This is a genomic window from Maribacter polysiphoniae, from assembly GCF_003148665.1.
In the GTDB taxonomy this organism is placed as follows: domain Bacteria; phylum Bacteroidota; class Bacteroidia; order Flavobacteriales; family Flavobacteriaceae; genus Maribacter_A; species Maribacter_A polysiphoniae.
The window spans coordinates 31772-58771 of sequence record NZ_QGGQ01000002.1 but is presented as its reverse complement, the minus strand read 5'-3'; the positions used below and the strand labels follow the sequence as shown (position 1 = coordinate 58771).

General features: G+C 38.7%; 26 protein-coding genes. 24 read left to right on the top strand and 2 right to left on the bottom strand.

Going from position 1 to position 27000, the window contains the following annotated elements; all coding sequences use genetic code 11:
• Window positions 1-18: 18 nt before the first annotated feature.
• The 7 genes from LX92_RS04570 (at window position 19) to LX92_RS04540 (ending at window position 5645) form a co-directional block, all read left to right on the top strand.
• Complete coding sequence (locus LX92_RS04570; RefSeq protein ID WP_109649122.1) at window positions 19-624, top strand: TetR/AcrR family transcriptional regulator; 606 nt, start codon at window positions 19-21, stop codon at window positions 622-624.
• A 157-nt stretch (window positions 625-781) separates the two neighbouring features.
• A complete protein-coding gene (locus tag LX92_RS04565; RefSeq protein WP_109649121.1) occupies window positions 782-1516 on the top strand; it encodes an SDR family oxidoreductase in 735 nt (244 codons plus the stop codon).
• A 49-nt stretch (window positions 1517-1565) separates the two neighbouring features.
• Window positions 1566-2399 (top strand): DUF6503 family protein, encoded by an 834-nt coding sequence (locus LX92_RS04560; RefSeq protein ID WP_109649633.1) that lies wholly within the window; start codon window positions 1566-1568, stop codon window positions 2397-2399.
• A gap of 1 nt (window position 2400) precedes the next feature.
• A complete protein-coding gene (locus LX92_RS04555; RefSeq protein WP_109649120.1) occupies window positions 2401-3069 on the top strand; it encodes a peroxiredoxin-like family protein in 669 nt (222 codons plus the stop codon).
• Between the two features lie 115 nt (window positions 3070-3184).
• Window positions 3185-3580 carry a DoxX family membrane protein gene (locus LX92_RS04550; protein WP_109649119.1) on the top strand — a complete coding sequence of 132 codons (396 nt, stop codon included), beginning with the start codon at window positions 3185-3187 and terminating at the stop codon, window positions 3578-3580.
• Between the two features lie 575 nt (window positions 3581-4155).
• The gene (locus LX92_RS04545) at window positions 4156-4848 is read left to right on the top strand and encodes a DUF4145 domain-containing protein (protein ID WP_109649118.1); all 693 of its coding nucleotides are present in this window, start codon (window positions 4156-4158) and stop codon (window positions 4846-4848) included.
• Between the two features lie 329 nt (window positions 4849-5177).
• Window positions 5178-5645 (top strand): DinB family protein, encoded by a 468-nt coding sequence (locus LX92_RS04540; RefSeq protein WP_109649117.1) that lies wholly within the window; start codon window positions 5178-5180, stop codon window positions 5643-5645.
• 28 nt (window positions 5646-5673) lie between these two features.
• Here LX92_RS04540 and LX92_RS04535 read toward each other — a convergent pair whose 3' ends face one another.
• Window positions 5674-6420: a LytR/AlgR family response regulator transcription factor gene (locus LX92_RS04535; RefSeq protein WP_109649116.1), complete on the bottom strand. Its 747-nt coding sequence runs from the start codon at window positions 6418-6420 to the stop codon at window positions 5674-5676.
• 7 nt (window positions 6421-6427) lie between these two features.
• Window positions 6428-8182 (bottom strand): tetratricopeptide repeat protein, encoded by a 1755-nt coding sequence (locus LX92_RS04530; RefSeq protein WP_170117791.1) that lies wholly within the window; start codon window positions 8180-8182, stop codon window positions 6428-6430.
• A 234-nt stretch (window positions 8183-8416) separates the two neighbouring features.
• Between LX92_RS04530 and LX92_RS04525 the strand changes: the two genes are divergently transcribed.
• From LX92_RS04525 to LX92_RS04445, 17 genes are all read left to right on the top strand, one after another.
• Window positions 8417-8953 (top strand): hypothetical protein, encoded by a 537-nt coding sequence (locus tag LX92_RS04525; RefSeq protein ID WP_109649114.1) that lies wholly within the window; start codon window positions 8417-8419, stop codon window positions 8951-8953.
• A gap of 19 nt (window positions 8954-8972) precedes the next feature.
• Entirely contained in the window at window positions 8973-9980 is a 1008-nt protein-coding gene (locus LX92_RS04520) for a hypothetical protein (RefSeq protein WP_146197795.1), read from the top strand.
• Window positions 9981-9983: 3 nt separating this feature from the next.
• Complete coding sequence (locus tag LX92_RS04515; RefSeq protein WP_109649112.1) at window positions 9984-11015, top strand: hypothetical protein; 1032 nt, start codon at window positions 9984-9986, stop codon at window positions 11013-11015.
• Between the two features lie 6 nt (window positions 11016-11021).
• Complete coding sequence (locus LX92_RS04510) at window positions 11022-12185, top strand: hypothetical protein (RefSeq protein WP_146197794.1); 1164 nt, start codon at window positions 11022-11024, stop codon at window positions 12183-12185.
• Between the two features lie 3 nt (window positions 12186-12188).
• Window positions 12189-13445, top strand: coding sequence for a hypothetical protein (locus LX92_RS04505; protein ID WP_109649110.1), 1257 nt, complete (start codon window positions 12189-12191; stop codon window positions 13443-13445).
• 410 nt (window positions 13446-13855) lie between these two features.
• Window positions 13856-14752 carry a restriction endonuclease gene (locus LX92_RS04500; RefSeq protein WP_109649109.1) on the top strand — a complete coding sequence of 299 codons (897 nt, stop codon included), beginning with the start codon at window positions 13856-13858 and terminating at the stop codon, window positions 14750-14752.
• Between the two features lie 228 nt (window positions 14753-14980).
• Window positions 14981-16411: an amidohydrolase family protein gene (locus LX92_RS04495; protein ID WP_109649108.1), complete on the top strand. Its 1431-nt coding sequence runs from the start codon at window positions 14981-14983 to the stop codon at window positions 16409-16411.
• 226 nt (window positions 16412-16637) lie between these two features.
• The gene (locus LX92_RS04490) at window positions 16638-18293 is read left to right on the top strand and encodes a serine hydrolase domain-containing protein (RefSeq protein WP_109649107.1); all 1656 of its coding nucleotides are present in this window, start codon (window positions 16638-16640) and stop codon (window positions 18291-18293) included.
• A gap of 349 nt (window positions 18294-18642) precedes the next feature.
• A complete protein-coding gene (locus LX92_RS04485; protein ID WP_109649106.1) occupies window positions 18643-19824 on the top strand; it encodes an alpha/beta hydrolase-fold protein in 1182 nt (393 codons plus the stop codon).
• Between the two features lie 121 nt (window positions 19825-19945).
• The gene (locus LX92_RS04480) at window positions 19946-20509 is read left to right on the top strand and encodes a Crp/Fnr family transcriptional regulator (RefSeq protein ID WP_109649105.1); all 564 of its coding nucleotides are present in this window, start codon (window positions 19946-19948) and stop codon (window positions 20507-20509) included.
• Window positions 20510-20786: 277 nt separating this feature from the next.
• Window positions 20787-21476, top strand: a complete 690-nt coding sequence (locus tag LX92_RS04475; protein ID WP_109649632.1) for a type 1 glutamine amidotransferase domain-containing protein — start codon at window positions 20787-20789, stop codon at window positions 21474-21476.
• Window positions 21477-21869, top strand: coding sequence for an ACT domain-containing protein (locus LX92_RS04470; RefSeq protein ID WP_109649104.1), 393 nt, complete (start codon window positions 21477-21479; stop codon window positions 21867-21869).
• Window positions 21870-21908: 39 nt separating this feature from the next.
• A complete protein-coding gene (locus tag LX92_RS04465; protein ID WP_109649103.1) occupies window positions 21909-22235 on the top strand; it encodes a DMT family transporter in 327 nt (108 codons plus the stop codon).
• Window positions 22236-22565: 330 nt separating this feature from the next.
• A complete protein-coding gene (locus tag LX92_RS04460; RefSeq protein WP_109649102.1) occupies window positions 22566-23726 on the top strand; it encodes a pyridoxal-phosphate-dependent aminotransferase family protein in 1161 nt (386 codons plus the stop codon).
• 286 nt (window positions 23727-24012) lie between these two features.
• The gene (locus LX92_RS04455; protein WP_109649101.1) at window positions 24013-24585 is read left to right on the top strand and encodes a Crp/Fnr family transcriptional regulator; all 573 of its coding nucleotides are present in this window, start codon (window positions 24013-24015) and stop codon (window positions 24583-24585) included.
• A 73-nt stretch (window positions 24586-24658) separates the two neighbouring features.
• On the top strand, window positions 24659-25696 hold the full coding sequence (locus LX92_RS04450; protein WP_109649100.1) for a methyltransferase: 1038 nt from the start codon (window positions 24659-24661) through the stop codon (window positions 25694-25696).
• Between the two features lie 266 nt (window positions 25697-25962).
• On the top strand, window positions 25963-26733 hold the full coding sequence (locus tag LX92_RS04445; protein ID WP_170117790.1) for a CPBP family intramembrane glutamic endopeptidase: 771 nt from the start codon (window positions 25963-25965) through the stop codon (window positions 26731-26733).
• Window positions 26734-27000 lie beyond the last annotated feature (267 nt).

Here is a 27000-nt window from a genome sequence, read left to right as displayed (position 1 = left end):
AATTTATATTTTTGGTCCATGGATCAAAGGTTGAAGTCAGAACTTACCCGGCAATTAATTTTAAACGAATCGTTTAAGCTATTTTATGAAAATGGCTTTAAGACCACGAGCGTGGATAAGATAATGAAGGCGACCAACCTGACCAAAGGTGCTTTTTACCATCATTTTGAAAATAAGAAAGCATTGGGACTTGCCGTCATTGGTTTGAAGTTGCAGAAAAGGGTCTACGAGGCTATGGTGGCACCTTTATATGGTTCCGGGGATGCTTTGGAAATATTGAAAACCATTTTCTCCGTACGGTTAAAGTCCTTCACGGTATATGAAAAACAGCATGGTTGTCCTGCCAATAATTTTATCAATGAGATTGGGGATCAGGAATTTGCCTATCAAAACGCCTTGAAACGGATCATTGAGGAATGGAAGTCCGCCCTGGTGTATGTGCTGGATAGGGGAAAAACCGAGGGTAGTGTTAGGAAGGATATCTGCAGTAAATCGGTTGCGGTTTATTTGATAAGTGCCTTCGAAGGGGTGCGTGGACTGCGTAAATTATACGACAATGATTTGATTCTGGATGAATATATCTCAGGACTTTCATTGTACATCAAACAGATCAGCGCATCGTAAGGATATTAAACATACTTTATAGAATGTTTTATGCAATAGTATTGCTTTCCTAGGATAGGGAATCTGCTGGTCGACATGGAATAAAGGTGGTTCATAAAAGAGGCTTGAACACGTGCAATTGAAAATCAATCTAAAAAATCAAAAAAATAGAATTGGGATGGAGTTGAAAAACAAAGTAATCATAGTAACGGGTTCTTCCCGGGGGATAGGGAAGGAAATCGCCTTGCTCTTGGCGAAAAATGGAGCCAAGGTAGTCGTGAACCATTCCCATAGTGAGGTCGAGGCTAAGGCAACCGTAGCGGAAATTTTGAAAGATGGGGGTACGGCTTTTTGTGTCAAAGCCGATGTAAGCAACCGGCAAGAGGTAACCCAATTGTTTGATGAAGCCATAGCACGCTATGGAAAAGTCGATGTGCTTGTTAACAATGCGGGTATAATGATATCCAAAGCGATCAAGGACAATACCCAGGATGATTTTACCCGGCAGTTTGAGATCAATGTGCGGGGTGTTTTCAATACCTTACAGGAGGCACATGGCAAATTGGTCGACAATGGCAACATTATAAACGTATCGTCAAGCACGGTAAAGTTGATGTTTCCGACGTACGCGCTCTATTCGGCATCCAAGGCGGCCGTTGAGCAGATGACCCGTGTATTCTCCAAGGAAATCGGGAGGGGCATTTCTGTAAATGCCATAGCTCCCGGTCCAACTGAAACAGAACTGTTTTTAAATGGTAAATCGCCCGATTTCATTGAGCGGCTAGGTGCGATGAACGCTTTTAACCGATTGGCGAAACCCTTGGATATCGCCAAAGTAGTACTGTTCATGGCCAGCGATGATTCAAAATGGATTTCCGGCCAGGTCATTGGTGCAAACGGGGCCATGGTTTAATTCACTGGTGATAATAAAAACAACAACCAAACAATCAAAAACAAAGTCTATGAAAATTAAATTCTTAACGGTAATCCTTCTTGCATGTATGATCGTGTCCTGTAATGATGGTAAAAAAACAAAAACGGTTACCGCAACAGAAGCGAAAGAAAGTGTCACTTCACCGGTATTCGAAAATAAAGGGCAACAGCTCGTTTACGATATGGTGCAAAAAGTTGGGGATTACAAAAGTCTTCGCGCTAAAAAGGATGTGGTATACACCTATACCTACCAAACACCGGATGGCAAAACGGATGTCACGACGGAAAAATATCTGTTTAAGGGGGAGTTGTCCTACGGGGCCTATGAACGACATGAAAGAACGTTACCCAATCTTGAAGGATTGATTGAGCAAGGTTTTGATGGGAGTACGTATTGGTTAAAACACAATGGTGTTGCCTTAAATGATGAAAAATATTTAAAAAGGGTCGCGTTCAACAGACCTACCAATTTTTATTGGTTCACTATGATGCAAAAATTATTGGATCCAGGAATCAACTATGAATACCTTAAGGAAGAAACGATAGAAGGAATACGCTACGATGTCGTAAAGATCACTTTCAATTCAAAAGACGATAAACCAACCGATACCTATCAGCTTTATATCAATAAAAAAACAGGGTTGGTAGACCAGTTCCTTTTTACGGTAGCCGATTTTGGGGTTTTGGAAACCCCCAATTTAATGAAGCTTCAATATGAGGAAGTGGATGGGATGTTATTGCCGACAAAGCGTTTGTATAAAAAATCCACTTGGAATGCCGATGTCAGCGATGCTCCTTGGGTCAAGGTTACTTGGTCGAATATTAAGTTAAATAACGGTTTGACAAAAGAAGATTTTAAATAGTATGGGAGATAACCAAGATAGTCCAGCAAGTCTTAAATGGCTTTTGGAGGAGAAGAAGGCGAACTTTGAAATGAATGCCGATAACCACAAAAAAACGGTCTTCAAAGCAGGTATAGTTTCTGTAGGGGAAAGTGGAGTACTCGACAAAGCCAAACAAGTAGGGGAGATCGCTCCCGATTTTAAACTCAACAATGCTTTGGGTAAACCGGTGGCATTAAGCGATTACTTAAAGAAAGGGAAAGTGGTCTTGACCTGGTATCGGGGAGGATGGTGCCCCTATTGCAATTTGACCTTACAACAATTGCAACGTGAAGTGCCCGGTTTTAAGGCCAACGGCGCGAATTTGATAGCCCTGACGCCGGAGTTGCCCGATAAATCGATGGACACTGTGGAAAAGCATAACCTTCAGTTTGAGGTTTTAAGCGATGTGGGGAATGAAATCGCAAGATCTTATGGAATCGTTTTTAAACTCACCGATGATGTTGCGAAAATGTATGAAGCATCGTTTGGAATGAGCAGCTATAATGGCGATGATTCGCATGAATTGCCCTTGGCGGCAACCTATATCATCAATGAAGACGGGAAAATAGGTTATGCGTTTTTGGATGCTGATTATAGAAACAGGGCCGAACCTTCCGATTTGACGGCATTTTTAAAGGAAAACTTATAGGAACGGATAAGAATCTATGGTCAGCATGTTAAATAGTTCATCAGCCATAGATTAAATTTTTTGCCTAAGGGATTTAGTTTTTTTACCAAGTCAATGATTTTAATTTTTTGAATTTATGAATACACAGATCGCATATCTGATTTTAAGAGTGGCCGTTGGGGTAAGTATGTTGGGGCACGGACTGGTTCGTCTTCCCAAATTGCAGGGATTCAGTGCCTGGATGCTCAAAACATTTGAAAATTCCATACTTCCTGATATCCTGGTGTTGCCCTTCAGTTATGCTTTGCCTATAGTGGAGTTTGTATTGGGAATACTTCTTGTTTTGGGCTTGTTTACGCGTATAGCCTCCATCGTGGCGGCCATAATAATGATTTTGCTCATATTCGGCTCAACGTTGATTGAGAATTGGGGGGCATTGGTGCCTCAATTCATCCATGTGGCTTTCTTTGCGTATCTCATACAACATATAGACAGGAATAGCTTTGCCTTGGATACGAAGTTGAGGGGCTAAGTGTTTTTTTATTGGGGGAGCCGTTCTTTACCCCCATTTTATTGCATATAAACATTACCTTCAACGCTTAAAAAGAACAAACCCTGACGGGAAACGTCGGGGTTTTTTCATTCTGGTGATTTGTACGAAATAGGAATCGTTCCTTTTTGATAATGAAATAAGGAACGAGCATTCGCTTATTTCATATGTACAGGATTCCAGCAGTCTACGCTATACCAGTATCCCATACACGGGCACAGGCCCTGTACGGAAGATGCGGTAGTGTTTTGGGATAAACAACACAAGAAGAGGATAGTGCTTTAGTAAAAAGCAGGACAAAGACTATCATTTATATACGCCATTACGCTTTTCTGTAAAGGCATTTCATTAAATTTAATTAATTTGAGGGTGTGAAAATGGGTCCTAAATGTGGGCCAGCCATTTTCCTGACCGTACGGTTGGTAGTACCTAAGAGGGACTAAAAGTATGTAGGGGAGATTTAGATAAACGATGATTCGTTGCATCGGATTTATACCCCTTTGGGTGTATAAGGATGTGTTTTACAGGCATATAAACAAGTTGTAATACATTTAAATATGAACTTCAGAAAAAATAATTCAAACCAAGGCAATTCTACATATGCAGAAAATCCAAACATTTGTCCTCATTGTCATGTAGCAAATGAACCACATCAATTATTCGCTCATTTTGACAACCAAACCGATAAATTAATTTCTGTTTGGAGATGCAATTATAATCAGTGCAGAAAAGTCTTTGCAGTGTCCCATATTGATGGGGGAAACGGTCAATTTAAACTCGAAAGAAATCTAAATGGACTTCCTAAAGGACCAATTTGGCCGGAACCTATTGCAACTTTGAAAGACGGCCAATCAATTGGCACGGAAAAGGAAGAAAAATCAAAGTTTATTAAAACCTACCTTCAAAGTCTTGAAGCTGAATCAAATGGACACGGTGAAATTGCAGGTATGGGATTTCGGAAGTCAATAGAGTACTTAGTAAAAGATTGGGCGATTCATAATAATCCTGACAAAAAGGACAAAATACTTGGACAATGGCTTTCGGCTGTTATAAATGAATTTTTCACGGGCGACTTGAAAGATATTCTTGACAGAGCGACTTGGTTAGGTAATGACCATACTCATTACAATCGGCTGTTTGAAGAATACAATATTGAACACTTAAAAGAATTAATTGACCTTATAATGGTTGAGTTGGATAGAGAACACAAGAAAAGACACTATATCGAGAATATAGAAAAGAGAAAATAAAAACGTGTTACAACAACGCATCCTATGAAAAGCTCTAGTCCAGTTCGCTATAGTTACTTATTATTTTGTTCTTAGCCTTAAACCACCTTTTTTCCCTGCATACCTAAAGTTGCGATTCCTTTCCCGATCGGCAAGATCCAAAACGCACTTTTTTTCTTAATTTAACAGGCACTATATATGGAAATAATAGCTGAAACAGTACTGAATTTGGGGGGTATAGCCCGTTTTAATCGTTATGTGATTTGACGGGAAAGTGCTGCTAAGTCGGCTACTGTTCTTATACTTACCAATGGCTGTAATGTAAAACGATATTCTCGAAAACAAAGAAAATGACCCAATCCGAACTCATAATTTTAAATTTTAAAGAGATAAGGAGAAGAAGCATAAAACTTTGGAATGTACTTCCTGAGAGCTATTATAATTGGAAACCTGACGAAAAAGCAATGACTGCCATAGAAATGATAAGGCACGTTTTGGAGGCTGATTATGGCTGGAATATCATTATTAATCAAGGGGATATGACAAATTATAAAACGCCTTGGAAAAATCGACCATTCATTAGCGTTGCTGACGAACTTGAATTTGCTGAACCCTATAGAAATACATTTTTAGAAAGTGTTCGACGATTTTCGGATACGGAATTAAACGAAACTGAAATCGTTCACCCTGGGAATGGAGATAGGAAAACCCTTGGAAAATATTTACTACGGATCGGATATCATGAATCGGTTCACGCAGGACAGTTCCTTTCCTATTTAAGGGCAATGAAAATTGATAGACCTGAAATATGGGATTAAAGGGTGTAGTTCTTTTCTAAATGGGGTGCTAGGCCCTTAGTTTTTGTATCAGTTCGTCCTTTCTTCTTACGGCAACTTCTATTCTGGTTTTATCCGACAAGGTTATGTGCCCTCCTTTTCCTTTAGTGTAGGCTTCTATATAGTCTAAGTTGACCAAGTGGGATTTATGGACTCTAAAAAACGTATTATCATCAAGAATATCCTCAAAATACTTGATGGTTTTTGATGCGGTTATCTTTTTGTTGGACAAGGTATGGATATGGGTGTAGTTTGCATCCGATTGAAACCTTATGATTTGTTTTGTGTCCAACATTGTAAAACCCGCCACCGTAGGAATAGCGATTCTTTTAGAGGACGGGTTGCTCTCTTTAAAATTATGAAATAGGATATCTATTTTTTGTGATGTTTCTTTCAGGTTTTTTTGTTGCCGTAACTTTTGGAGGGCATTGTCGAGGTCAGTATTGTCTATAGGTTTTAATAGATAATCCAAGGCAGAAAACTTAAAGGCCTTTAGTGCATATTTGTCATAGGATGTGGTGAAAATCACTTCGAAATCTATATGGTCCAATTGTGAAAGAAGGTCAAAACCGGTCCCGTTTCCTAATTGTACATCCAAAAATAGAATATCTGGAGTACGGCTGGCAATTTCCTTTATGGCCTCATCAATTGTTTTACAATAAGCTATAATTTTTATATTGTACGTACTGGATCGTAACAACCTTTCCAGGCGATCAATGCAGTGTTGCTCATCGTCAACTATTAATGCTTTTAACATGCTTTTCTTAAAATTGAAGTTCTAAAGGAAGTGTTATTTCCACGCGAACCCCTTCGGGTTTATCCATCAAATTAACAGATCCTTTTTTGTTTTTTATATGACTCAGAATATCAATTCGACTTTTTGTGATCTTAATGCCAAAAGATCCATTCGATTTTTTCCCACGAACATTCTTTTTAGATTGTCCTACACCATTGTCATCCACAACATATTTAAGCATATCCCCCTCTTTTTCGATTTTAATGTCTATGTGGCCATCTCCATTTTTAGGGGCGATACCGTGCCAAATGCTATTTTCGATAAAGGGCTGTAAAATTAATGGGGGAACCAGGGTGTTATTTGGCTCAATATCTTGATCAATCGTAATTTGATGGTGCAGCTTATTTTGTAGGCGTATGGTCTCTATCTGCATATATAGTTCCATTAGTTCAAGATCCTCGCTTAAAGTGATCGATTTTTTTTCTGAGTTTTCTAAAATGGCTCGTGTGAGCTTGGAGAATTTGACCAAGTAGTCATCTGCTTGCCGAATATCATTTTTAGAAATGAAATCACTTATGGAGTTGAGGGAGTTAAAAATAAAATGAGGGTTCATTTGGGACCGTAAGGCCTTAAGTTCCGTCTCCGATACCTTGGCGTTGAATTCGGCGGTTTTCTTTTTTTCCAGCGCATCCCGTCTACGTTTGTAGATATAATAACCGAACATGGCCATCAACACAAAGAAAATGGCCCCTATCAAATAAATAATTTTCGCCAGTTGCTGCCGTTTAATTTCTTCGTTGGCCACCGCTTGCTGACGCTCCATCTGAAACTGCATTTCCTTACGGGTCAATTCCGATTTCTTTTCTTCATTTAGTACACTGTCCCTTAATTGTATATGTTTTTTGTATGCATTCAGTGCCTCGGGCATTTTACCATTTTGCTCATAAACCTTACTCAATACCTCCCAGGAATCAGCTTCCCACTCCACGGCCCCGATTTCTTTGGAAAGGGAGAGCGCATTGCTGGCATATGTTTCCGCTACCGCATAGTTTTTCAGCAGTAAGTTTATTTTACCTATACTGTTCAGAGCGGATGCCTCAATATATTTATTGCCTATTTTTTGGGCCATGGCCATAGCTTCTTGATAGTGGAAAAGAGCCTTTTGGTGCTCCCCCAAATTTTTATACGCCAAGGCTAAATTGTTGGTAATGGCCGCTATGAACAAATCGTTTCCCTCTTCCTTGGCCAATGTTAGAGCCTTGTTCAAGTAAGATACACCCTCTTCAAAATTTTCAGTGTCATTGTAGATAATGGCGATATTGGAAAGTGCCTTGATTTCTTCCGCTCTGTTGCCCAATGTCCGTGATGTTTCCAAATAGGCACGGTAATTTTGTAGGGCTTGGTCGTATTCCTTTAAATCGGCATGGATATTCCCTAGATTACTTAAAACACTGGCTTCTAGTTGTTTGTCCGGTATTTTTCTGCTAAGCACCAAAGCCTTTTGATAGGCGTCCATGGCATTTAAATTATCCGCTAAAACATAATGTAAATTCCCTTTTTGGCGTTGGGCCAAGGCCTCACCTTTAATCCATGTATTTTTTTTAGAAATTGCAAGGGCCTCTTCGATCAATGAAAATCCCTTATTGGGTTCAGAATAGGTCAATTCACTCGCTAACTCAATGAGCAGGCCCGCTCTTATAGTATCTTTTGAGGTGTTGGCTTTTAACTCGTTCTTTAAGGAGTCAAGTTTGTTTATCTGGGAAGTACCTAAAAAATGTACCAAAAAGATAAGTAAAAAACAATACTTTTTTTGAGTTGGTCGGGACATGCTATAAGGTTGGTTGTTTTCAAATTTAAACTTTTTGTTCTATTAATCGGCTGTTACACCAGTTTTTACGAATATCAGAACAAATGCCACGGTAAAGCGAAAAATCAATACGTAGAATAATTGGTTATGGCACGAACCGGTTGTAATTGATAGTTTAGGTATAATTAAACCACATTATTACGTAACTGAATGAAAAACAATATTAAAAATTTACTGTACTGTTCAACCTTGTTCCTCATTTTTGGTTGTGGGTCTGATGACGGCAGTGAAGAGGGAGCTGCTTCCTACCAGTCACGTGGCAATATTACATTGTCAGGAGATGAAACATCGGAATTGGGAACCTCGTTATCCGTTGGAAATATTGAGGTTGCAAATGCCTCCCTTACAGGAACCGATAAATCTGTGATACTCTTGTCGGAGAATATTTCTGTGGTCGATGACGAACTTGTTTATGACGACGACCAAAATGGATTTGTTATCGTGGCCGCGGATTTTTCTACCGGAGGTTCAGCTGATATCGACAAAAGTATTTCCATGACCATCGTAAAAGATGGTGAAGAGTACAGGCATGCCTGTACTTCGCCCTATCTAAACTTTTTTACTGCCTGTGGCGCTGGATTCGCAATTGATTTTGAGGGCAAGAGCGTCACTTTTGATGGTACTACGGTAATCAACACCGATGATGATACCATTTTAACCATGGATGGGACCATTACTTGGGATTAAAAATATAAAGGGAAAAGTTATGGTAAGGTCATGTTTGTTGATTGTTTTGTGTTTTTTGGGAGTGCTTTCCGGTAATGCACAGTCTACGGGTGGTAAAGAAACGGTCGTTTACCAAGCACCTTCCGATAAGTTTGCTTCCATCACATTACAGGCCCATAAGGGCTTGCCACGTTTTGGGGTTCCGAATATGTATCGGGAACAAACTGGTGGGCAAAGACAGGGGATGCGAACGGTTAGACCGGTTCGTGGTGCCAAAACCCCCGAACGTATGGAGAAAAACAAGCTCGTAACTACGGGCAAAAATAATCTTTCGCTATTGGTCAGCTTAAAATATTTACAGCCGTTTATGGAAGATCTTGATCGGGAGCGGTTAACCACATTGACCTCCAATATGTCCGAAAAAGAATCCAATTCCGCCTTCTTACAGCGGTTTTTACGGAGTCAGGTGGCACCTAACCTATGCTTGGCAGATGAATGTAAGAATGCCAACCAAGGCAAGAACGAATTTGAACGGCTTCGTAATTATACATCTTTTGTAGACAACTGTTTAGATCCACTTTTAGATTGGAGCAAAAATGTAATGGAAGACGATGAACTGGTCGGCTACCACGTTTCTATGCTGAATATTGGCAGTAATTATGATTTTGATAAAAAGGGATATACCGCATACCATTCTTTAATACTCAACAACATTTTTTCCTTAAAGCAGGGCATCGGAAAACAAGTGGTCTTTAAACCGGAGAAACCGTTCGAGGAGGCACTTCAAAACTCGGTAGATAGGAGTAAGACCCTGAAATTTTTACTTCACATAGATGAACAAACGGCAGAACGATTTCAAAAAGAAGGCATAAAACGCTTGTATGCGGTAAAAAAAATAAAGTTACAACGGTCTAACAAGCCCATGGAGTCAGTCTCTAAGGCCATAGAATTTAATTACTCCCACGAAAGTGCCGATTTGGAATTGTATACGGACGAGGCACTGACACAACACTTTAAAACTTTGTCTCTGGCAGACCTAACCAATTAAATTATGAAACAGTTCCTAATCATTCTAATACCGCTAGTAGTACATTTTTCGGTTTGGGGACAAGGGGAAGAAAAAGTTTTTGCCGCCCCTTCCTCAAGTTTTATAGACCTGTCGCTACAGACCCACAAGGGCAAACTTCGGTTTGGCCTCCAAGATGGATATTATATCAAATCGGATGGTAGTTACGTAAAGAACAACGAAGCGTCCTATTTTGAAATGGATAAAAGATTCAGTCATAACAATGCCAGTAGGCATGCCTTTACCGAACTTTTAAAGATACGGTTCAAAGAAGATATGTTCGCGGCGATGGATAAAGACTTTTTCACCGTACGTACACCTAACATGTACGACAAGGAGCAGAAATCCTACACCGCACAGCAGCACGTGCTCAACCTGGCGAATGCCCTTTGCACCACCGAACAGGCGATCCAATTTTTCTGCAATACAAAAGAAGAGGATTGTGGCAGGGTATTCCCTAAAGAGGGTTATTACAATGAGCCTAGAAATATAAGGTATTGGGGCGGAAGGGGAGCTTCGGAGTTTCAAAAGTTGAGGGCATACACCTCGTTTGTAAAAGAAAAGTTTCCGTTGGTGCAAGAATGGGCAAAAACCTTGAATCCCGATAATAAAATTAATGGTTATTACGTGGCCAAAACATATTTGGGCACCTACGATTTTAAAGAGGGCGGCTACTGGTTACGTACCGGTGAGTTTAGTAACAACGGCTTTTTGTTGAGGTGGTTCGGCCTTCAGCCCAGTAATTCGTCGGAAAGAAAATTGGTGCATCCCAACGGTTCATCCATCCTGTTGAAAATGTCCCCTGAAAAAGCGGAGACCTTTTCGGAAAGCTATCAGTACCTGTTTTTAGTTTTTGACGTCACGGGGCAGCTGAACGGATTGGAAAACTATAGGGCCGACCAGCTAAAGACCACCTTTACCCTCAACAGTCCGCTTATTGAAATTTATACCGATGATGCACTTACCAATAGAATTGGTGAAATTGACATAAACACCATGGTATCCAAAACCAGATAATAGACAATGATGAAAATTAAAAATATAAAAGCACGTTTTGTACTACTTTTTGCCATAATGGGCTTCATGGGACCAAGCGCCGTACATGCCCAGTTTTTTAAAAAACTAAAAAAGAATGTAGAGGATAGGGTGGTGGAGGTCGCCGGTGAAAAATCGGACCAACTTTTAGGCGGGGAAACGAAAACTACCGTAAACGATAATGTAAAAACAGGGGCCGATACCAAAACAACACCAACGGAAACACAGGTAAAAAAGGTAGACCCAAGTCTTCAAGACCAAGAGGTTTTAAGGTTCAAGGCACCTTCCAAAGATTTTAGGGATATTGTAATACAGGCATATAACGGCTTGCCAAGATATGGTGAACTCAATTTTCAAAGTGGATCAAATGCCTTGATTACCAATAAGGCCTATAAAGCCCTTTTAGAGTTGAAATTTTTAGAGGATACTTTTAAGGATATGGATCGGTCTAAATTGACCAAACATAAAAATACGGCAGGCGACCTTGCCAAAAAGAATTCAGAATTTGCCCAAAATAATTTAAGGATTCTTGCTGGGGAAACCCTATCGGAGGACAAATTGAAAGAATATTTTTGTGATTCCGAAGCACCATCACCCTGTAGTTTTTATAATCGGGCAGGGGAGAGGATGCATGTTTCGTATTGGGGCGGTACGTCTACAAATGAATTTGCCCAGAACCGTAGCTATACCACCTTTGTAAAGGAATACTTCGATACCCTTAAAAATTGGAGCCAATCGTTTTATACCAATGATAGCGAGGTCGCCTATTATGTGGCAAAGGGTTTGGTGGGCGAAAAATATGATTTTAAGGAAAAGGGGTATTGGATAGGGAATCTATTTTCCATTGGAGGGGACTTCATACTACATCAGTCCAATTTTTTGCCCTACACCGAGAACGAAAAAGCAATAAGGCACCAGGGCAAAAAAATATTCCTGCCCATGGATGCCGATAAGGCGAAGACCTACAAGTTAATTCCTCGGTCACCGGTATATGTAGTGTTCAAGGTGCTTGTAAGCCCCAAGCCCAACAATACAACCTCTGTAAAATGGGAATATGAACTAGAGAGTCCGATCCTTGAAATTTATAAGGACGTGGCACTTACCGATAAAATGGGAGAGGTAGATATTAATAGTACAAATCTTAAAAACTAATCGATGGGAAAAAGTCGTACAATTATGGTGGTAATGGGAATGTTGTTCTTTATAATGGCACCCCGGGTCAATGCCCAGTTTTTTAAAAAGCTGAAACAACAAGCTGAAGAAAAACTTACTGAGAAAGCCAATAAAGAGGTAGATGATATTTTTACCGGAAATAAGGATACAACAAAGAAAGAGGAGGGGGCAAAGGAATTGGGAACCGTCAAAACCGATGAAAACAAAGTCGTACCGCCTACTGCCATACCGCAATCGACAACCACTTTTAACGAATCGGATTATTTGGTGTATAAATCGCCAGATCCGGCGTTTCATGATATTTACGTTCAAAAATTTAAGGGGCTCCCAAGATTCGGTTCCTGTAATTTTTATACCATGCCCAACAATCCGAAAATGCCCGTGTCGACTCCCGAGGTCAATGAGAAAAGAGTGAAAATGAAAATGGGTTATAATGCTTTTTTGTTATTGGCACGAATGCATACCCTAAAGGGTCATTTTAAGGTAATGGACAGAACGGCTCTCACCCCCATTAGTAAACCCTTGGTAGAGGAAGAGGTAAAATCCAATATGGCACAGGGATACCTAATGAATTTTGCATTTTTAATGGGCACGGATGCCTTGAAAAAGGAATATTTTATGAATGATCGCAACGGCACCGGTAATGCTCCCATTGTATCTAAATGGGGAGGGCAATATGCCGATGATTTTACCGAGAACGAAAAATATGTGGCATTTGTAGAAAAGTATTTAGATAAAATACTGCAATGGAACCAAACATTTTTCGAGGACGCTACGGAAGATTTTCAATTTGTTGTTCCGCTGGAGTTCAAAGCATCCTATGATTTCGATAAAAATGGATTTTGGGTGCAACTTCCCACCAAAAGGAGGTCTAGTTATAGTATGGATTTTGGAAGTACGAGGGATAATTATTTTTTTGAGTTTCTTCCCAAGACACCTTATGGGCAGCAAATCTTGAATAAAACACAACAGGTGGAACATATAAATGCTGAGGTACTTTTTAAAATGGATCCGGCCGCGGCCGAAGCTTTGATAAACGATAAAACAAAGAACCCGCAGATGGTGGTAAAAGTAAAGGTCGTTTATGAAGGGTTCCGACCCGAGAATCCCACGATTTATGCTCCAAAATACACCTATCATTTACTGGATCCTATTATGGAACTGTATTCCGATGCTGGGCTGACTTCAAAAATTGGGGAAATAAATCTGGAAAACTTAATTTACAAAGGCTCTAATTAATGTTAATGGTGCGCGTATCGTAATCGTTTTATACTTATATTCCCATTGTTACGCGGAGGACGCCACAAGGCAATCTGAATACCATAAGTTAGCCCTTACATGGGTTGAAAGCATGGTAGAACAAAGACCGCTTGCCTACAAATACCCAACAAGGATATTCTTCTGTTAGAAAACAATGTTAAGAAAAATAAGGTGTCTGCCGTTACGCTTTTCAGTACGCTAATTTTTTAAAAATATTTATCTTGGGAAAGCATTACCTAGAGTGGTTTTTATGACGAATAAAAACCTTTAGGGTAAGATGAAAAAGGAAATTAAACAATGGGTTTTCTAACTGTTTAAAGCCAATATAAGTATATAAAGATGTGTTTTACACGTATATAAACAAGTTGTACATAATTAGAATAAACTAAATGGAACTACCAAAATATCACCAAACATTTGTGCCAGTTTTAGAGACATTAAATTCTGTTGAATCATTAAATAGTCGTGAACTAGCTTCTCGAGTCCGCGATAACTACTATTCGGATTTACCAAAAGAACTATTGGAAAAAAAGACAAGGTCTGGGGCAAACGTTTTACTTGATAGAATACTTTGGGGTAAATCTTATCTCAAAATGGCGAAGTTTTTATCTTACCCGAAAAGAGGCTTTGTGCAAATTACAGATAAAGGAAAACAAATTTTAGAAAGAGGTAATTTGACTTTAAGTGAACTTCAAAGTGATCCTGATTTTATCAATCATAGAGCATCTGTTCAAACTAAAAAAGAAAATGAAGTGATTCTAGAAACAGTTGATGTGGAAAATTCTTCTCCTCAAGATTTAATTGATTCTGGATTTACAACTATTGAAGCCGAAGTCAAAACTGAACTTTTAGAAAAGTTAAAAGAAATTGACCCTTATTATTTTGAAAAAGTAATTCTTATTCTTCTGAAAAAGATGGGTTATGGCGATTTTATCGAAACCTCAAAATCAAATGATGGCGGAATTGATGGGATAATAAATGAAGATAAACTCGGATTGGAAAAAATATATACCCAAGCAAAACGATATAATGAAAATAAAGTTCGTGAAAAAGATATACGAAACTTTATTGGAGCAATGAGTGGAGATACCAGTAAGGGAGTTTTTATAACCACATCATCATTTGATGATGCTGCTTTAAGAAAAGCCAGAGAAGCTCACCACTCAATAATTTTAATTGATGGAGCAAAATTAGTTGACTTAATGCATGATTACAATGTTGGTGTACAGGTTAAAACTACCTATGAAGTAAAAGAACTTGATAATGATTTTTTCGAAGGAGAATAACTGTATACTACAAAGAACTGAGGGAAAAGGTAAATAAATCCTTCTTGCTGCCTATACCATCAATTTAAAGGGAATCAAACCTAAGCCGTATATACTTCATTGCAAGTACGCATCAGGTTAAGTACGCAACAACCCAATTACCCATAGCCGAAAGATCAGTCACAATCTAGGCCGAAACTGTAACAAATAATGGGACTTAACGTCTTGTAAAGTAAATCATCAATCAAAATGAAATACTTAAAGACGCTGATTCTTTTTGCAGTTTTCAGCTTTAATGTAACCGCACAACACAATTCAAAATCAGAAAACAAACAACAAGGGAATGCAACCTATGTCATAAAGAATGTGAATGTCATTCCAATGACCAAAAGCAACAAAATCATTGAAAATGCAACCGTTGTAATTCTCGATCAAAAGATACTTTCAATAAATGGGACAATTCCAAATAATGCAAAAATTATAGATGGAACTGGAAAATGGTTGATTCCCGGTCTTGTCGATATGCACGTCCACACCAATGCTGATTTGAATTTCAGGGAAAATTCACCTACCCAAGGTGCTACATTTTTTATGGACACACAGGATGTTATGACAACATATATAGCGAACGGTGTTACAACCATATTTGAACTTGGGGGAAGAGTTGAGCATTTTGGACAAAGAAATGAAATTGCAAAGGGAAAAGTCATAGGTCCTCGAATGGCAATAGCACCTATGATAAATGGGGGAGATCCAAATAACGGTGGAAGAATAGTAAATAATGCTTCAGATGCCCGACAAGCGGTACGAAGTGTAAAGGCGGAAGGTTACAACTTCATTAAAGCATATTCCCAATTAAACATTGAATCTTTTCAGGCTATTGTCGATGAGGCCCAAAAACAGGGATTAAAGGTTGTGGGACATATTCCAGATGCTTTTAAGGGTCAAACGGAAAAGGCCTTTGTTCCAAATTTTGGTTTAGTCGCCCACGCAGAGGAATTTTCCAAACAAATAAGAAATCAGGCCAAGACAAAAAAAGAGGCTCAATATTTCGCTCAATTATCAAAAGATAATGATACCTGGTTGACCCCTAATTTAATTGCTATAGTTAAGATAAGGGACCAGGTACAATCTCTCGATTCGATTCGACTAATGGAGACATTAAAGTACGTACATCCTATTCTACAAGATAAATGGTTGACATCCAACAATTACCATAAGCATGCAAGTCCGGAGTTTATTGATTATTTAGACAGCCTAATTACATTCCATAAAGAAATGGTTGTAGCTTTTAAAGACGCAGGAGTACCAATATTGGCAGGGACCGATGCAGGGGTTTCAGGCATAGTAACAGGTTTTTCATTACACGATGAACTAGCGCTATTGGTTGACGCCGGTTTAACGAATGAAGAAGCTTTAATGGCTGCCACAAGATTACCGGCAACGTGGCTAGAAATTGATGATGCCATTGGAACTGTGGAAGTCGGGAAATTTGCAGACCTTGTTTTGCTCGACGCCAATCCATTAATCGAAATAAATAACACACGAAAAATTTATGGTGTTTTTGTAAATGGTCGATGGATTGACAATGGTAAAATTGAAAATATGTTATCCGATTTGGCAAAGTGGAATTCAGAAATGAAAAATAAGTTCAAATGGAAAAAAAGAAGGGAATATTAGCAGGAAACTTTGCCGAACAAAGAACAGTGGTAAGAAGCAAACAAATTCTTCTTATACCATCAATTTAAAGGGAACCAACCTAAGCAGCATATAATTGATTGCAAGTACACACCAAGTTACGTACCATGCCACGCAACCCATAGCCGTAACATTAGGTGCAATTTAGGCCGAAACTGTAACAAAAAATGGGACTTAACGTCTTGTAAAGTAAATCATCAATCAAAAAATGAGAATCAAAAACCTGATATCGTTGCTTACCATTCTTTTTTCATTTTCAACCAATGCCCAAGATATGGCAGAATATACAAGTGGTTGGGAAGGAGAAATGGAAAATTCCAAATTATTCAATCTTAAGGTGGAAATTAGAAATTTAGGGTTTGAAAATGCTAGCTTCAAAATTTTCAACAACAAAAGTATAATTGATTATCCTTTTGGTTCAAAAAGCACTTCAATATTGGAAATACCTTTTGCCGAAAATCATTCTTTTAAAGGTGCCTTATCTGAAAACGGTAAAGAAATTAACGGGTTTATCAAGTCAGGAATGCTTCTTTATCACATAAAACTCACTCAATCAGGGAACGGCACTTTTATAGGGGTTTGGAACCTTCTTATGGTCGATGGGTTAAAATCACTTAAATTCTATTTAAGTGTTGAAAATGGCTCGGGTAATAATTATGAAGCTTATCCCATTCTTGCCGATAATCGGTTTACTGGAACTTGGTGTGCGAATTTCCAAAAGAAAAATGACAGTATTTCTTTTGTCGATTTCAAAACAGGATTGAAGTTTAAAGGAAAACTATTGTCCCAAAAAATTCAATTAGGAATTTATTTAGGGGATGGTTTGGTGATGCAGACGGACTTAAAAAAATCTATAAGCGATTGGAGAATAGGTGGATTTACAACAACTATAAATAACGGAGATCTTCAACTTACAGAAATGGAATCACTCATTTTAAAAGATTCCCTACCTAATACGCATGCTGTTTTGATTTCAAAAAAAGGCAGTATTATATATGAAAACTATTTTGGTGGCTACAATCCGCAAATTCCCCACGATATGCGTTCAGCATCAAAAAGTATTTCGTCCGCTATAGTTGGTATTGCAAAAGACAAATCATTATTTCAGAATGTTGACCAATCCATTTTTGAGTTTTTACCTAAAGATTACCATATCAACAAAGACAGCTTAAAAAGTAAAATAGACATAAAAAGCCTGTTAACGATGAGTTCGGGCTTGGATGCTGTCGATTTTGGGATTAAACGAAAATCTTTGGCGTCAGAGGATAATTACCAACCAACCCAAGACTGGACAAAAACTATTTTACAGGCACCAATGATCAATGAACCCAACACACATGCCAATTACGGTTCTGCAAACCCATATCTTCTTGGAGTTGCAATGGACTCCATTGTTGCTGAACCTTTGGAGATGTTTATGGACAAAAACTTATTTCAAAAATTGGGAATTTCAAATTACATCGTTCAAACCGATATGACAGGTCGTCCTTATTTCGGAGGCGGAATGTATTTGACACCAAGGGATATGATGAAATTCGGAGAGTTATATCTTAATAAAGGAAAGTTGTTTGGAAATCAAATTTTGTCAGAAAATTGGATACAGGATTCATTTAAAAATTACCGTGTTTTAGAAAATACCAACGATAAAAATGGATACGGATATTTATGGTGGCATTATACATATCAATATAATGGAACTTCAATAAAATCAAAGGAGGCAAGAGGTGCTGGTGGACAATATATTTTTGTGCTTCCCAAATTGGAAATGGTCGTTGTCATAACATCTGGAAATTATAGAAACAGAAAAACACAACAACCTGAATCGATTTTAGAAAAATATATATTGCCCTACATTGAAAACTGAATAAAACCGGTTGCCAACAACGTACCCTATGAAAAGCCTTGGTCCTGCTCCATAAAGTTCAAATAGGAGGTGGGAAAGGACACTTACTCGGCGAACCGAAACAGAATTTAAAGCCAACAAAGGATTATGAAACTGAATATGATTTTAGCCCTGCCGATACGGTTCGCTCTGGTGCCGTCATCATTATTTGCCCAAGAGGATGTTTTCATTGAAGAATGTCGGGAACGTTTGGTAAATTAAAAAAAGTATTTGCTTCTGGTGGCAGAATACATGCCAGAGGACAACTACGGATATAGGGCAACCACAGAATCATGGCTTAACCATTATTTGTAATTATAAAAAAGCATTTATGAAACATTGGACTATTTTATTGGTGTTTATTTCCGTTTCAGCATTTGGACAATTCATCGAGACGGAAAAAATCAATTCGACGGTTTTAGACCAAGAAAGAAATCTATGGGTTTATACGCCTTGGCAATATGGGGAATACCCGGATAAAAAACTGGAAGTAATCTACGTTTTTGACGCTCAATCCAGGGAGTATTTTGATGTAGTCCATTCCACCGTCCAATTCTTGGGAGGGGAGGAGTTCGCATTCATCGTGGTCGGAATTGAATCGCCCTTCATCAGGGAAAAGAACCAAAGCAGGAACACGGATTTCCTGCCTAAAGCGATAGATAAGGAAACTATTGAAAAATATGGCGATTTTTCGGGAGGTGCAGACAGGTTTTTAAGTTTTGTCAAAACCGAGGTCGTTCCTTTTATCGATGATAAATATAGGACTTTGCCCGAAAGGGTCGCTGTTGGACATTCCAACGGAGGGACTTTTATCAGTTACAGTCTAATGAATGAACCCGGGTTATTCGATGCCTATATTGCCATATCACCGAATTACGCATACGATAAAGGGCAATTGGCAAAACGATTGACCGCACTGAACCCTGATACCCTTAAAAAGGAAAAATTCGTTTTTATAAGCAACGCGAACGAAAATACGGGAACGGACGAAAGATGGGCAGGCTGGTCAGAATATCATAGGAAAGTCATCGAAATACTTAAAAACCCGAAATTCAAATCAAAAATACATGTGGAGTCCATGGACTTTTCAGCGACCGAAAATCACGGTACTTCTTTTCCTATCGGAGCCTTTTATGGTCTTAAATCATTCATAGATCATCAATTCAGAACGGGAGAAAATGTAACCTCCTATTATGACCGGTTGGCAAGACAAAACCTTATAGCACTGAACCCGGAAAATGTAAATATGATGGCTTATGAATGTTTTTGGAACGACAAGCCCAAAGATGCCATTGTCGTTATAAATTGGGCTATCGAGAAGTTTCAAGACGAACATAACCTTTACGACAGTCGGGGGGAATTCTATGAAAAAATCGGGGAATTGGACCAGGCAAAAAAATCCTTTCAGAAGGCAATCGAGGTGCTTTCACGGTCCAAAGGGAAAATGGACAAAGAGGCGTATGCCGATAAGATGGAATATTATAAAGGGAATGTGCAACGTGTAAGTAAATAAGCAGACACAACAACGAAAAGGGGTAAAGGGAAGTTCAAATAACGCACAGTCTTTAGGACAAAACACTACTTTTATACCCAAATAATAATCTTAATAGTTAAAATTGATTTCTAACAGATACATGGAAATAAACGAAATTATCGATGCTATTTATCCATTAACCTCGGTGTCAAAAAACTTGATAAAGAAGTCGATAGTTGAAACTAAGTTTCCGAAAGGGCATATTTTATTCAAGGCAGATAAAATTGAAACAAGTATTTATTTCATCAAGAAAGGAATTGCACGGGCATATGCCTATTCAGATGAAAATGAAATCACTTTTTGGTTTGGCAAAGAGGGAGACCCTATTGTATCCATGCAAAGTTATGTCAATAATCAAAAAGGGTATGAAGATGTGGAATTACTGGAAGATTGCGAACTCTACGAATTAAAGACAGAAAAACTCCATAAACTCTTTTTGGAAGACATACACATTGCAAATTGGGGACGTAAATTTTCGGAACTGGAACTTATTAAATCTGAAGAGCGCCTTATTTCATTACAGTTTAATACCGCTACCGAAAGGTATTTAGCGCTTCTTGAAAATTGTCCTAGCATTATACAGCGTGTACAATTATCCCATATTGCATCTTATTTAGGTATTACCCAAGTTAGTTTAAGCAGAATTAGGGCGACCCTAAAATAAATTTCTTATTTATCATTTGTTAAATAGTTTTTCTCAAATGTTTAAGACTTTTGCCCCGTCGCATTATGCTTCATTGGGGGTCGAAAACTGTTTCGATCTTTTGGGAAATGGGAATAATCCAAAAACTAATTATAAAATGAATTTGAAAATGTCGAATACGATAAAATTTAAATCCCTTCTTTTTCTATGCTTGTTTACCGTGCTTCTTATGGGCTGTAACAGTAAAAAAAGCGCGGATAGTTCAACTGTGAAAACTGTAAAAACAGAAACCAAAGCATTGAAAAAGATACTGTTTGTAGTTACAAGCCATAGTGAAAAAGGGGGTACTGGGGAGAAAACGGGTTACTATCTCGGAGAGGTTTCCCATCCTTGGGATGTTTTGCATACTGCTGGTTACGAAATAGATTTCGTTAGTCCAAAAGGAGGAAAAGCACCTGTGGATGCTTTTGATATGAATGATTCCATCAACAAGAAATTTTGGGATAACGACATCTATCGCCACAAAATTGAAAACACCAAAAAACCGAATGAAGTAAACCCGGATGATTATGTGGCCATCCATTATGCAGGTGGTCATGGTGCTATGTGGGATTTTGCGGACAATACGGAAATCGCGGCAATTGCCAGGGAGATCTATGAGAACAATGGTGTGGTAAGTGCCGTATGTCACGGACCTGCGGGACTTGTAAATATTAAATTAAGCGACGGATCGTATCTTGTGGACGGTAAAAAGGTAAATGCGTTTACCAATGAGGAAGAGATTAAGGTCAACCTAGAGGATGTCGTTCCTTTTTTGCTCGAAGATCAATTAACAGCGCGGGGTGCCATTTTTGAAAAGTCCGCCCCTTTTACCAAACACGTGGTTACTGACCAACGATTGGTGACCGGCCAAAATCCACAATCGGCTTCCAGTGTAGGAAAGGCTGCCTTAAAGGAATTACAAAGACGAAGCAAAAACGCAAAATAAATGAGTGGGGAAAAAAATTTAGAGACGCTTTTAAAATCAATGAAGCCGAAGCTTAATGCTGGTGAATTTGTGTTTTGTAAAACGGAACATCCGGAGCAAATCAACTTGAGCCAAATCATAATGACTTTCAAGGAAGAAGAAGGCACTACCATCATTGCAGAAAAGGAAGTCGCGGACAAACTGGATTTAGACTATACTTTTGTCGCTTCCTGGATTACACTTACCGTGCATTCCTCTTTGGAAGCCGTTGGTTTGACAGCCGCATTTTCAAATGCGCTATCGGAGAACGGAATTAGTTGCAATGTTGTTGCAGCCTATTATCACGACCATATTTTTGTCGATAAAAAGGATACGGACAAAGCCATGGATATTTTGAATGGATTTTCGAAATAATGAATTCACTGTTGATATAAAAAAAGGAATTAATAACTAATGAACTGGATCTTATTAATAATTGCTGGACTATTTGAAGTCGGCTTTGCAGCATGCCTTGGAAAAGCTAAGGAGGCAACAGGAATTGAATCAACCTATTGGTACATCGGCTTTTTGGTTTGTTTGGCAACAAGTATGCTTCTTCTTGTAAAAGTGACGCAACAACTACCCATAGGTACAGCATATGCAGTTTGGACAGGTATCGGTGCCGTAGGGACGGTTTTGATGGGGATTTTGGTTTTTAAGGAACCAGCAACATTTTGGCGGCTATTTTTCATCACCACATTAATCATCTCAATTGTCGGACTGAAAGTTGTTTCCCATTAAACGGACTGACATAATTCAAAAAACAGGTCGCCAACTAGGAACGGAGGTAAAAGGCAAACAAATTCTTCCTTGATCAGGATGTTATCATTCTAGGCCCATAGGTCCAGAATTTGATGCTTTGGGCTTTCTTCATTGTATTTGTTTTCTGGTTATCCGGTCAAAATTGGAACGTAAATTACAGCGTATGAAACTTTCCTTTTTCAAATAGTCCAAAATTTGAAATCATTATCTTTATAAAAGTTTAAAAAAACGATTATTCCCTTAGATCCATAAGGAGGATGGCATCAAAGAATGCTATGTGATTGTTGGCAATACTATAACACGCAATAGATGAAATCGAGAAAATTATTAATGATACCGGGGCCAATAGAATTTGAAAGTGAAGTCATGCAATGTATGGCAGTACCAACTCCTAGCCATGTTTCCCCTGATTTTATTGACACCTTTGCAAATAGTTTAAAACTAATGAAAGAGGTTTGGCAATGCCCATCGGGTCAAGCATTCATAGTAGCAGGAACAGGTACACTTGCGATGGATATGGCAGCGGCAAACCTGATAGAATCCGGTGATAAGGCACTTGTAATATCCACAGGCTACTTTGGTTTGCGTTTTGCCGAAATCTTAAAAAGATATGGAGCTGAAGTGGATATACTTGAAGCCGAGGTGGGTGACATTGTATCCTTAGAGCTTATAGAACAGCAACTAAAATCGAAAAGCTATAAACTTTTGACTTTTACACATGTTGACACATCAACGGCTGTTTTAAATGATGCCAAAAGTATCGGTGCCTTAGGTAAAAAATACAAGGTACTGACAGTTCTTGACGGGGTTTGTTCTGTTGCAGGCGAAGAAATTAGGCAAGAAGATTGGGGGCTCGATGTAGTACTTACGGCCTCCCAAAAAGCAGTGGGCGTTCCTCCGGGACTCGCTCTTTTGGTTGCTTCCCAAAACGCAATGCAAGCCTTTGGACAACGAACAAGTCCTGTCGCTAATTACTATGGTGATTGGGCCAATTGGTTACCAATAATGAAAGCTTATGAAAATAGACAAGCCTCTTATTTTGGGACACCTGCGGTTAATCTTGTAATCGCTTTGGAAAAAAGTTTGCAACTTATTGTAAAGGAGGGACTAGACAATCGTTTTGACCGACACAAAAGAGCGGGAAAAGCCATGCGGGCTGCAATCAAAGCTTTAGGCTTGGAATTACTATCAAAAAACGAACAAGTTTCTGCAAACACGTTGTCAGCCCCCTTATATCCAAGTAAAATGGACACTTCCTCTTTTTTAAAGGACGTAAACCAGGAAGGGGTCATATTGGCTGGAGGTCTTTTACCTAAATTAAAAAACAATTACTTTAGAATTGGACACATGGGATCGGTAAACAAAAGTGATTTACTCGCAACGGTAGGAGCCATTGAATCAGCATTGAAAAACAATGGGTATTCCCATGAATTAGGGTCAGGAACAGTTCAAATATTGAAGCACTTCTGATAGGAATCGTGATACCATATTTTTGATGGATACTAAAAACTATTGTTAACACAACCTGAAAACAATACGGGTTTTAGGCCAAATCATAAATATTTTGATGTTGATTTGGCAAAAGGGCCATAAAAATGCAATCAATCCATACAATGAAACCAGATTACATTTATCTTTAGACAAAGAAACACCCAATAGGGTAAATATTAACGGCGTGAATTCTCCCGAAGCGTCGGTATAAACCTGTAGCCATATTTCAGGACAAAACCTATATAACATCATAGAGTACCAACTAATGTACGATAAGCTAATTGATCATATCCATCAAAATACGCCAGGCCCCGGCATTGATAAGCAAATTATAGCGGAATATTTTACGCCAAAGTGTTATGGGAAAAAAGAGCATTTCTTAAAGCAAGGCTACATTTGCAGACTTGCCGGTTTTGTCATTGAAGGCTGCTCTAGAAATTACATGCTTTCCACCGAAGGGAAGGAAGTGAATATCGGGTTTAATTTTGAAAATTGGTGGATCGGGGATGTCTGTAGTTTTGTGAACCAAACGCCTTCGCTGGTTAATACGCAATTTTTGGAAAACACTACGCTGCTGACAATTACGGCGAAGAACCATTTAGATTTATTGAACAAATCCCAATACTTTAGGGAATACACGAATAAGTTACGTTCAAAAGCAACATTGGCTTCCGTTCAAAATCTTTCCGGATTATCTGAATCTGCCAAAACCCGCTATAGGGTATTGCTTGAAAAATATCCAAAAATCCAACAAAGGGTTTCACAAAAACACATTGCTTCATTTCTCCAAATCACCCCTGAGGCACTTTGCCGTTTAAGAAAGTCCGAGATTTCGTAAAAGTCTTGATCTAGGTCAACGGTTTTATGTTTTAAATAAATGTCCTTTGATATTCATTTAAAACTATACAATCATGGAAACAGTAACAAAAGTACAAGTAGATCCTTCCAGAATAATGCAGATTGGCATGGGGTTTTTCGCTTCTAAAACAATGCTGACCGCAGTGAACATGGGATTGTTTACACATCTGGCAAAGGCGGGTTTAACAGGGCAATCCATCAAAGAGAAACTAGGATTGCACCACCGCGGTCTTTATGATTTTCTGGATACGTTGGTGGCTTTGGGCTTTTTGAAAAGAACTGGGGTAAAGGAAACGGCTGTCTATAGTAATGCCGAGGATGCGGATCTATTTCTCGATAAGAACAAACCAAGCTACATTGGTGGAATGCTTGCGATGGCAAATAACCGTTTATATCCTTTTTGGAATAACCTGGAGGAAGGCCTTAAAACAGGAAAACCCCAAAATGAAGCCAAGACAGGTGGTGTTCCCATTTTTGAAGCGATATATGCAGATCAGTCAAGATTAAGGGAATTTTTAAGTGCCATGGGTGGTATCCAAATGGGCAATTTCATACTGTTTTCCAAAGCGTTTGATTTTACCGATTACCATACCCTTTGTGATGCAGGCGGTGCAGGCGGGCATCTTGCCGCACAGGTAGCCATGAACAATCAACACATGCACTGTATTACCTTTGACCTGCCACCGGTGGCACTTGTAGCCAGGGAAAATATGAATACGATGGGATTAAGTGATCGGGTAGCTACACAATCGGGTGATTTTTTAACCGAAGACCTTCCTAAAGCCGATGTCATCACCATGGGAAATGTGCTGCACGATTGGGGAGTGAAAGAAAAGAAGATGCTCATCAAAAAAGCATATGATGCCCTACCACAAGGTGGAGCATTGGTTGTTATTGAAAATATAATTGATGATAATCGCAGTGAAAATGCTTTTGGTCTATTGATGTCATTGAATATGAATATAGAAACCACCGAAGGTTTTGACTTTTCAGCTGCAGACTTTGACGGTTGGGCCAAGGAATGCGGTTTTACACAAACATCCGTAATGCCATTGACCGGGCCGTCAAGTGCCGTAATAGCTATAAAGTAAGGACTTTTGCAGACAAAATGTGTCGTTAAAGCAGGTTTTGTGCTGAAATTCAATAATTTAGTATTTGCCAAACCCCGTGCTAAACCAAAAAATAAGCGTCTTTTTATACGCTACGTTTGGTGCACAAGGCCGTTGTGACATTGAATAATCAGGTGAATTAAATGACTATTGGAAACTTGTTCTTTAATGAGAATCGACAAATCAGGTGCCTTTGGAGAATTTTGATTTTCGTATCACTACTTGGCCTGACGATTCTACCGCTCTTATTGCTAAATAACGTTTATCTCCAATTCATTGGGGTTTTACTCATTCTGATATTTGGATTACGTATCAATTCAAAGTATCTGGATAAAAGAAACTTTTCGGAGTATGGTTTGGTATTCAATAAAGAAACTTTTAGGAACGTATTGGTTGGTTTGACCATCGGGTTTTGCGCAGTGGTTCTAATCTTGATAATTGGAAAATCAACGGGTATTTTATCGGTTTCTGGTGTATTGTCCGTTCCTAAGGGTTCTTTGTTGGTACTTTTCGCTTTTAAGATGTTGCTGGTGGGTATCCTTGAGGAAACATTCTTTAGGGGTTATTTATTTACAAATCTCTATGACGGTTTTAATTCAAAAAGACTGACTAAAAAACAAACACTTGTAATTTCACTTATGCTATCATCTGTTTTATTTGGACTAGCACATTTCAGTAATAATAATGCATCATTTTTGTCAATGACCTTACTAACGGTTAATGGAATGGTTTGGTGTATTCCATTTATAATAAGTAAGAACCTGGGATTATCAATAGGCTTACATACGGCTTGGAATTTCACGCAAACCCAATTGGGATTTACGATGAGTGGTAATAAATCCTTGAATGCATTATATAAAATTGAAAATGTGGGACCTGATTTGTTTACTGGTGGGGAATATGGTCCTGAAGCAGGGGTTTTAGGTTTGATCGGTTTCGGGTTGATGTTGGCAATGTCCTTATTGTATTTAAAATATAGGTATCCAAAACAAGCGTTGTTGAACAAGGAACAGAATTAAAAAACAAACAAATTCTTCCTTTATCCGGGACATTGTCATTCTAGGTCCATACGTTCGAAATGGGATTCCTAAAGCTAACTTCATTATATTTATTCCCTAATGTTCCAGCCAAAATTGGAACGTAAGTTTCAGGGTAGTGTAGGCTGCCCTTTTTCCCAAATCATCAAAATTTGAAATCATTATCCTTAGAAAGGTTCAAATAAACGATTATTGACCTGGATACATTAGTAGGATAGCATCAATGGAGCTATCCGATTGTTGTGTGTC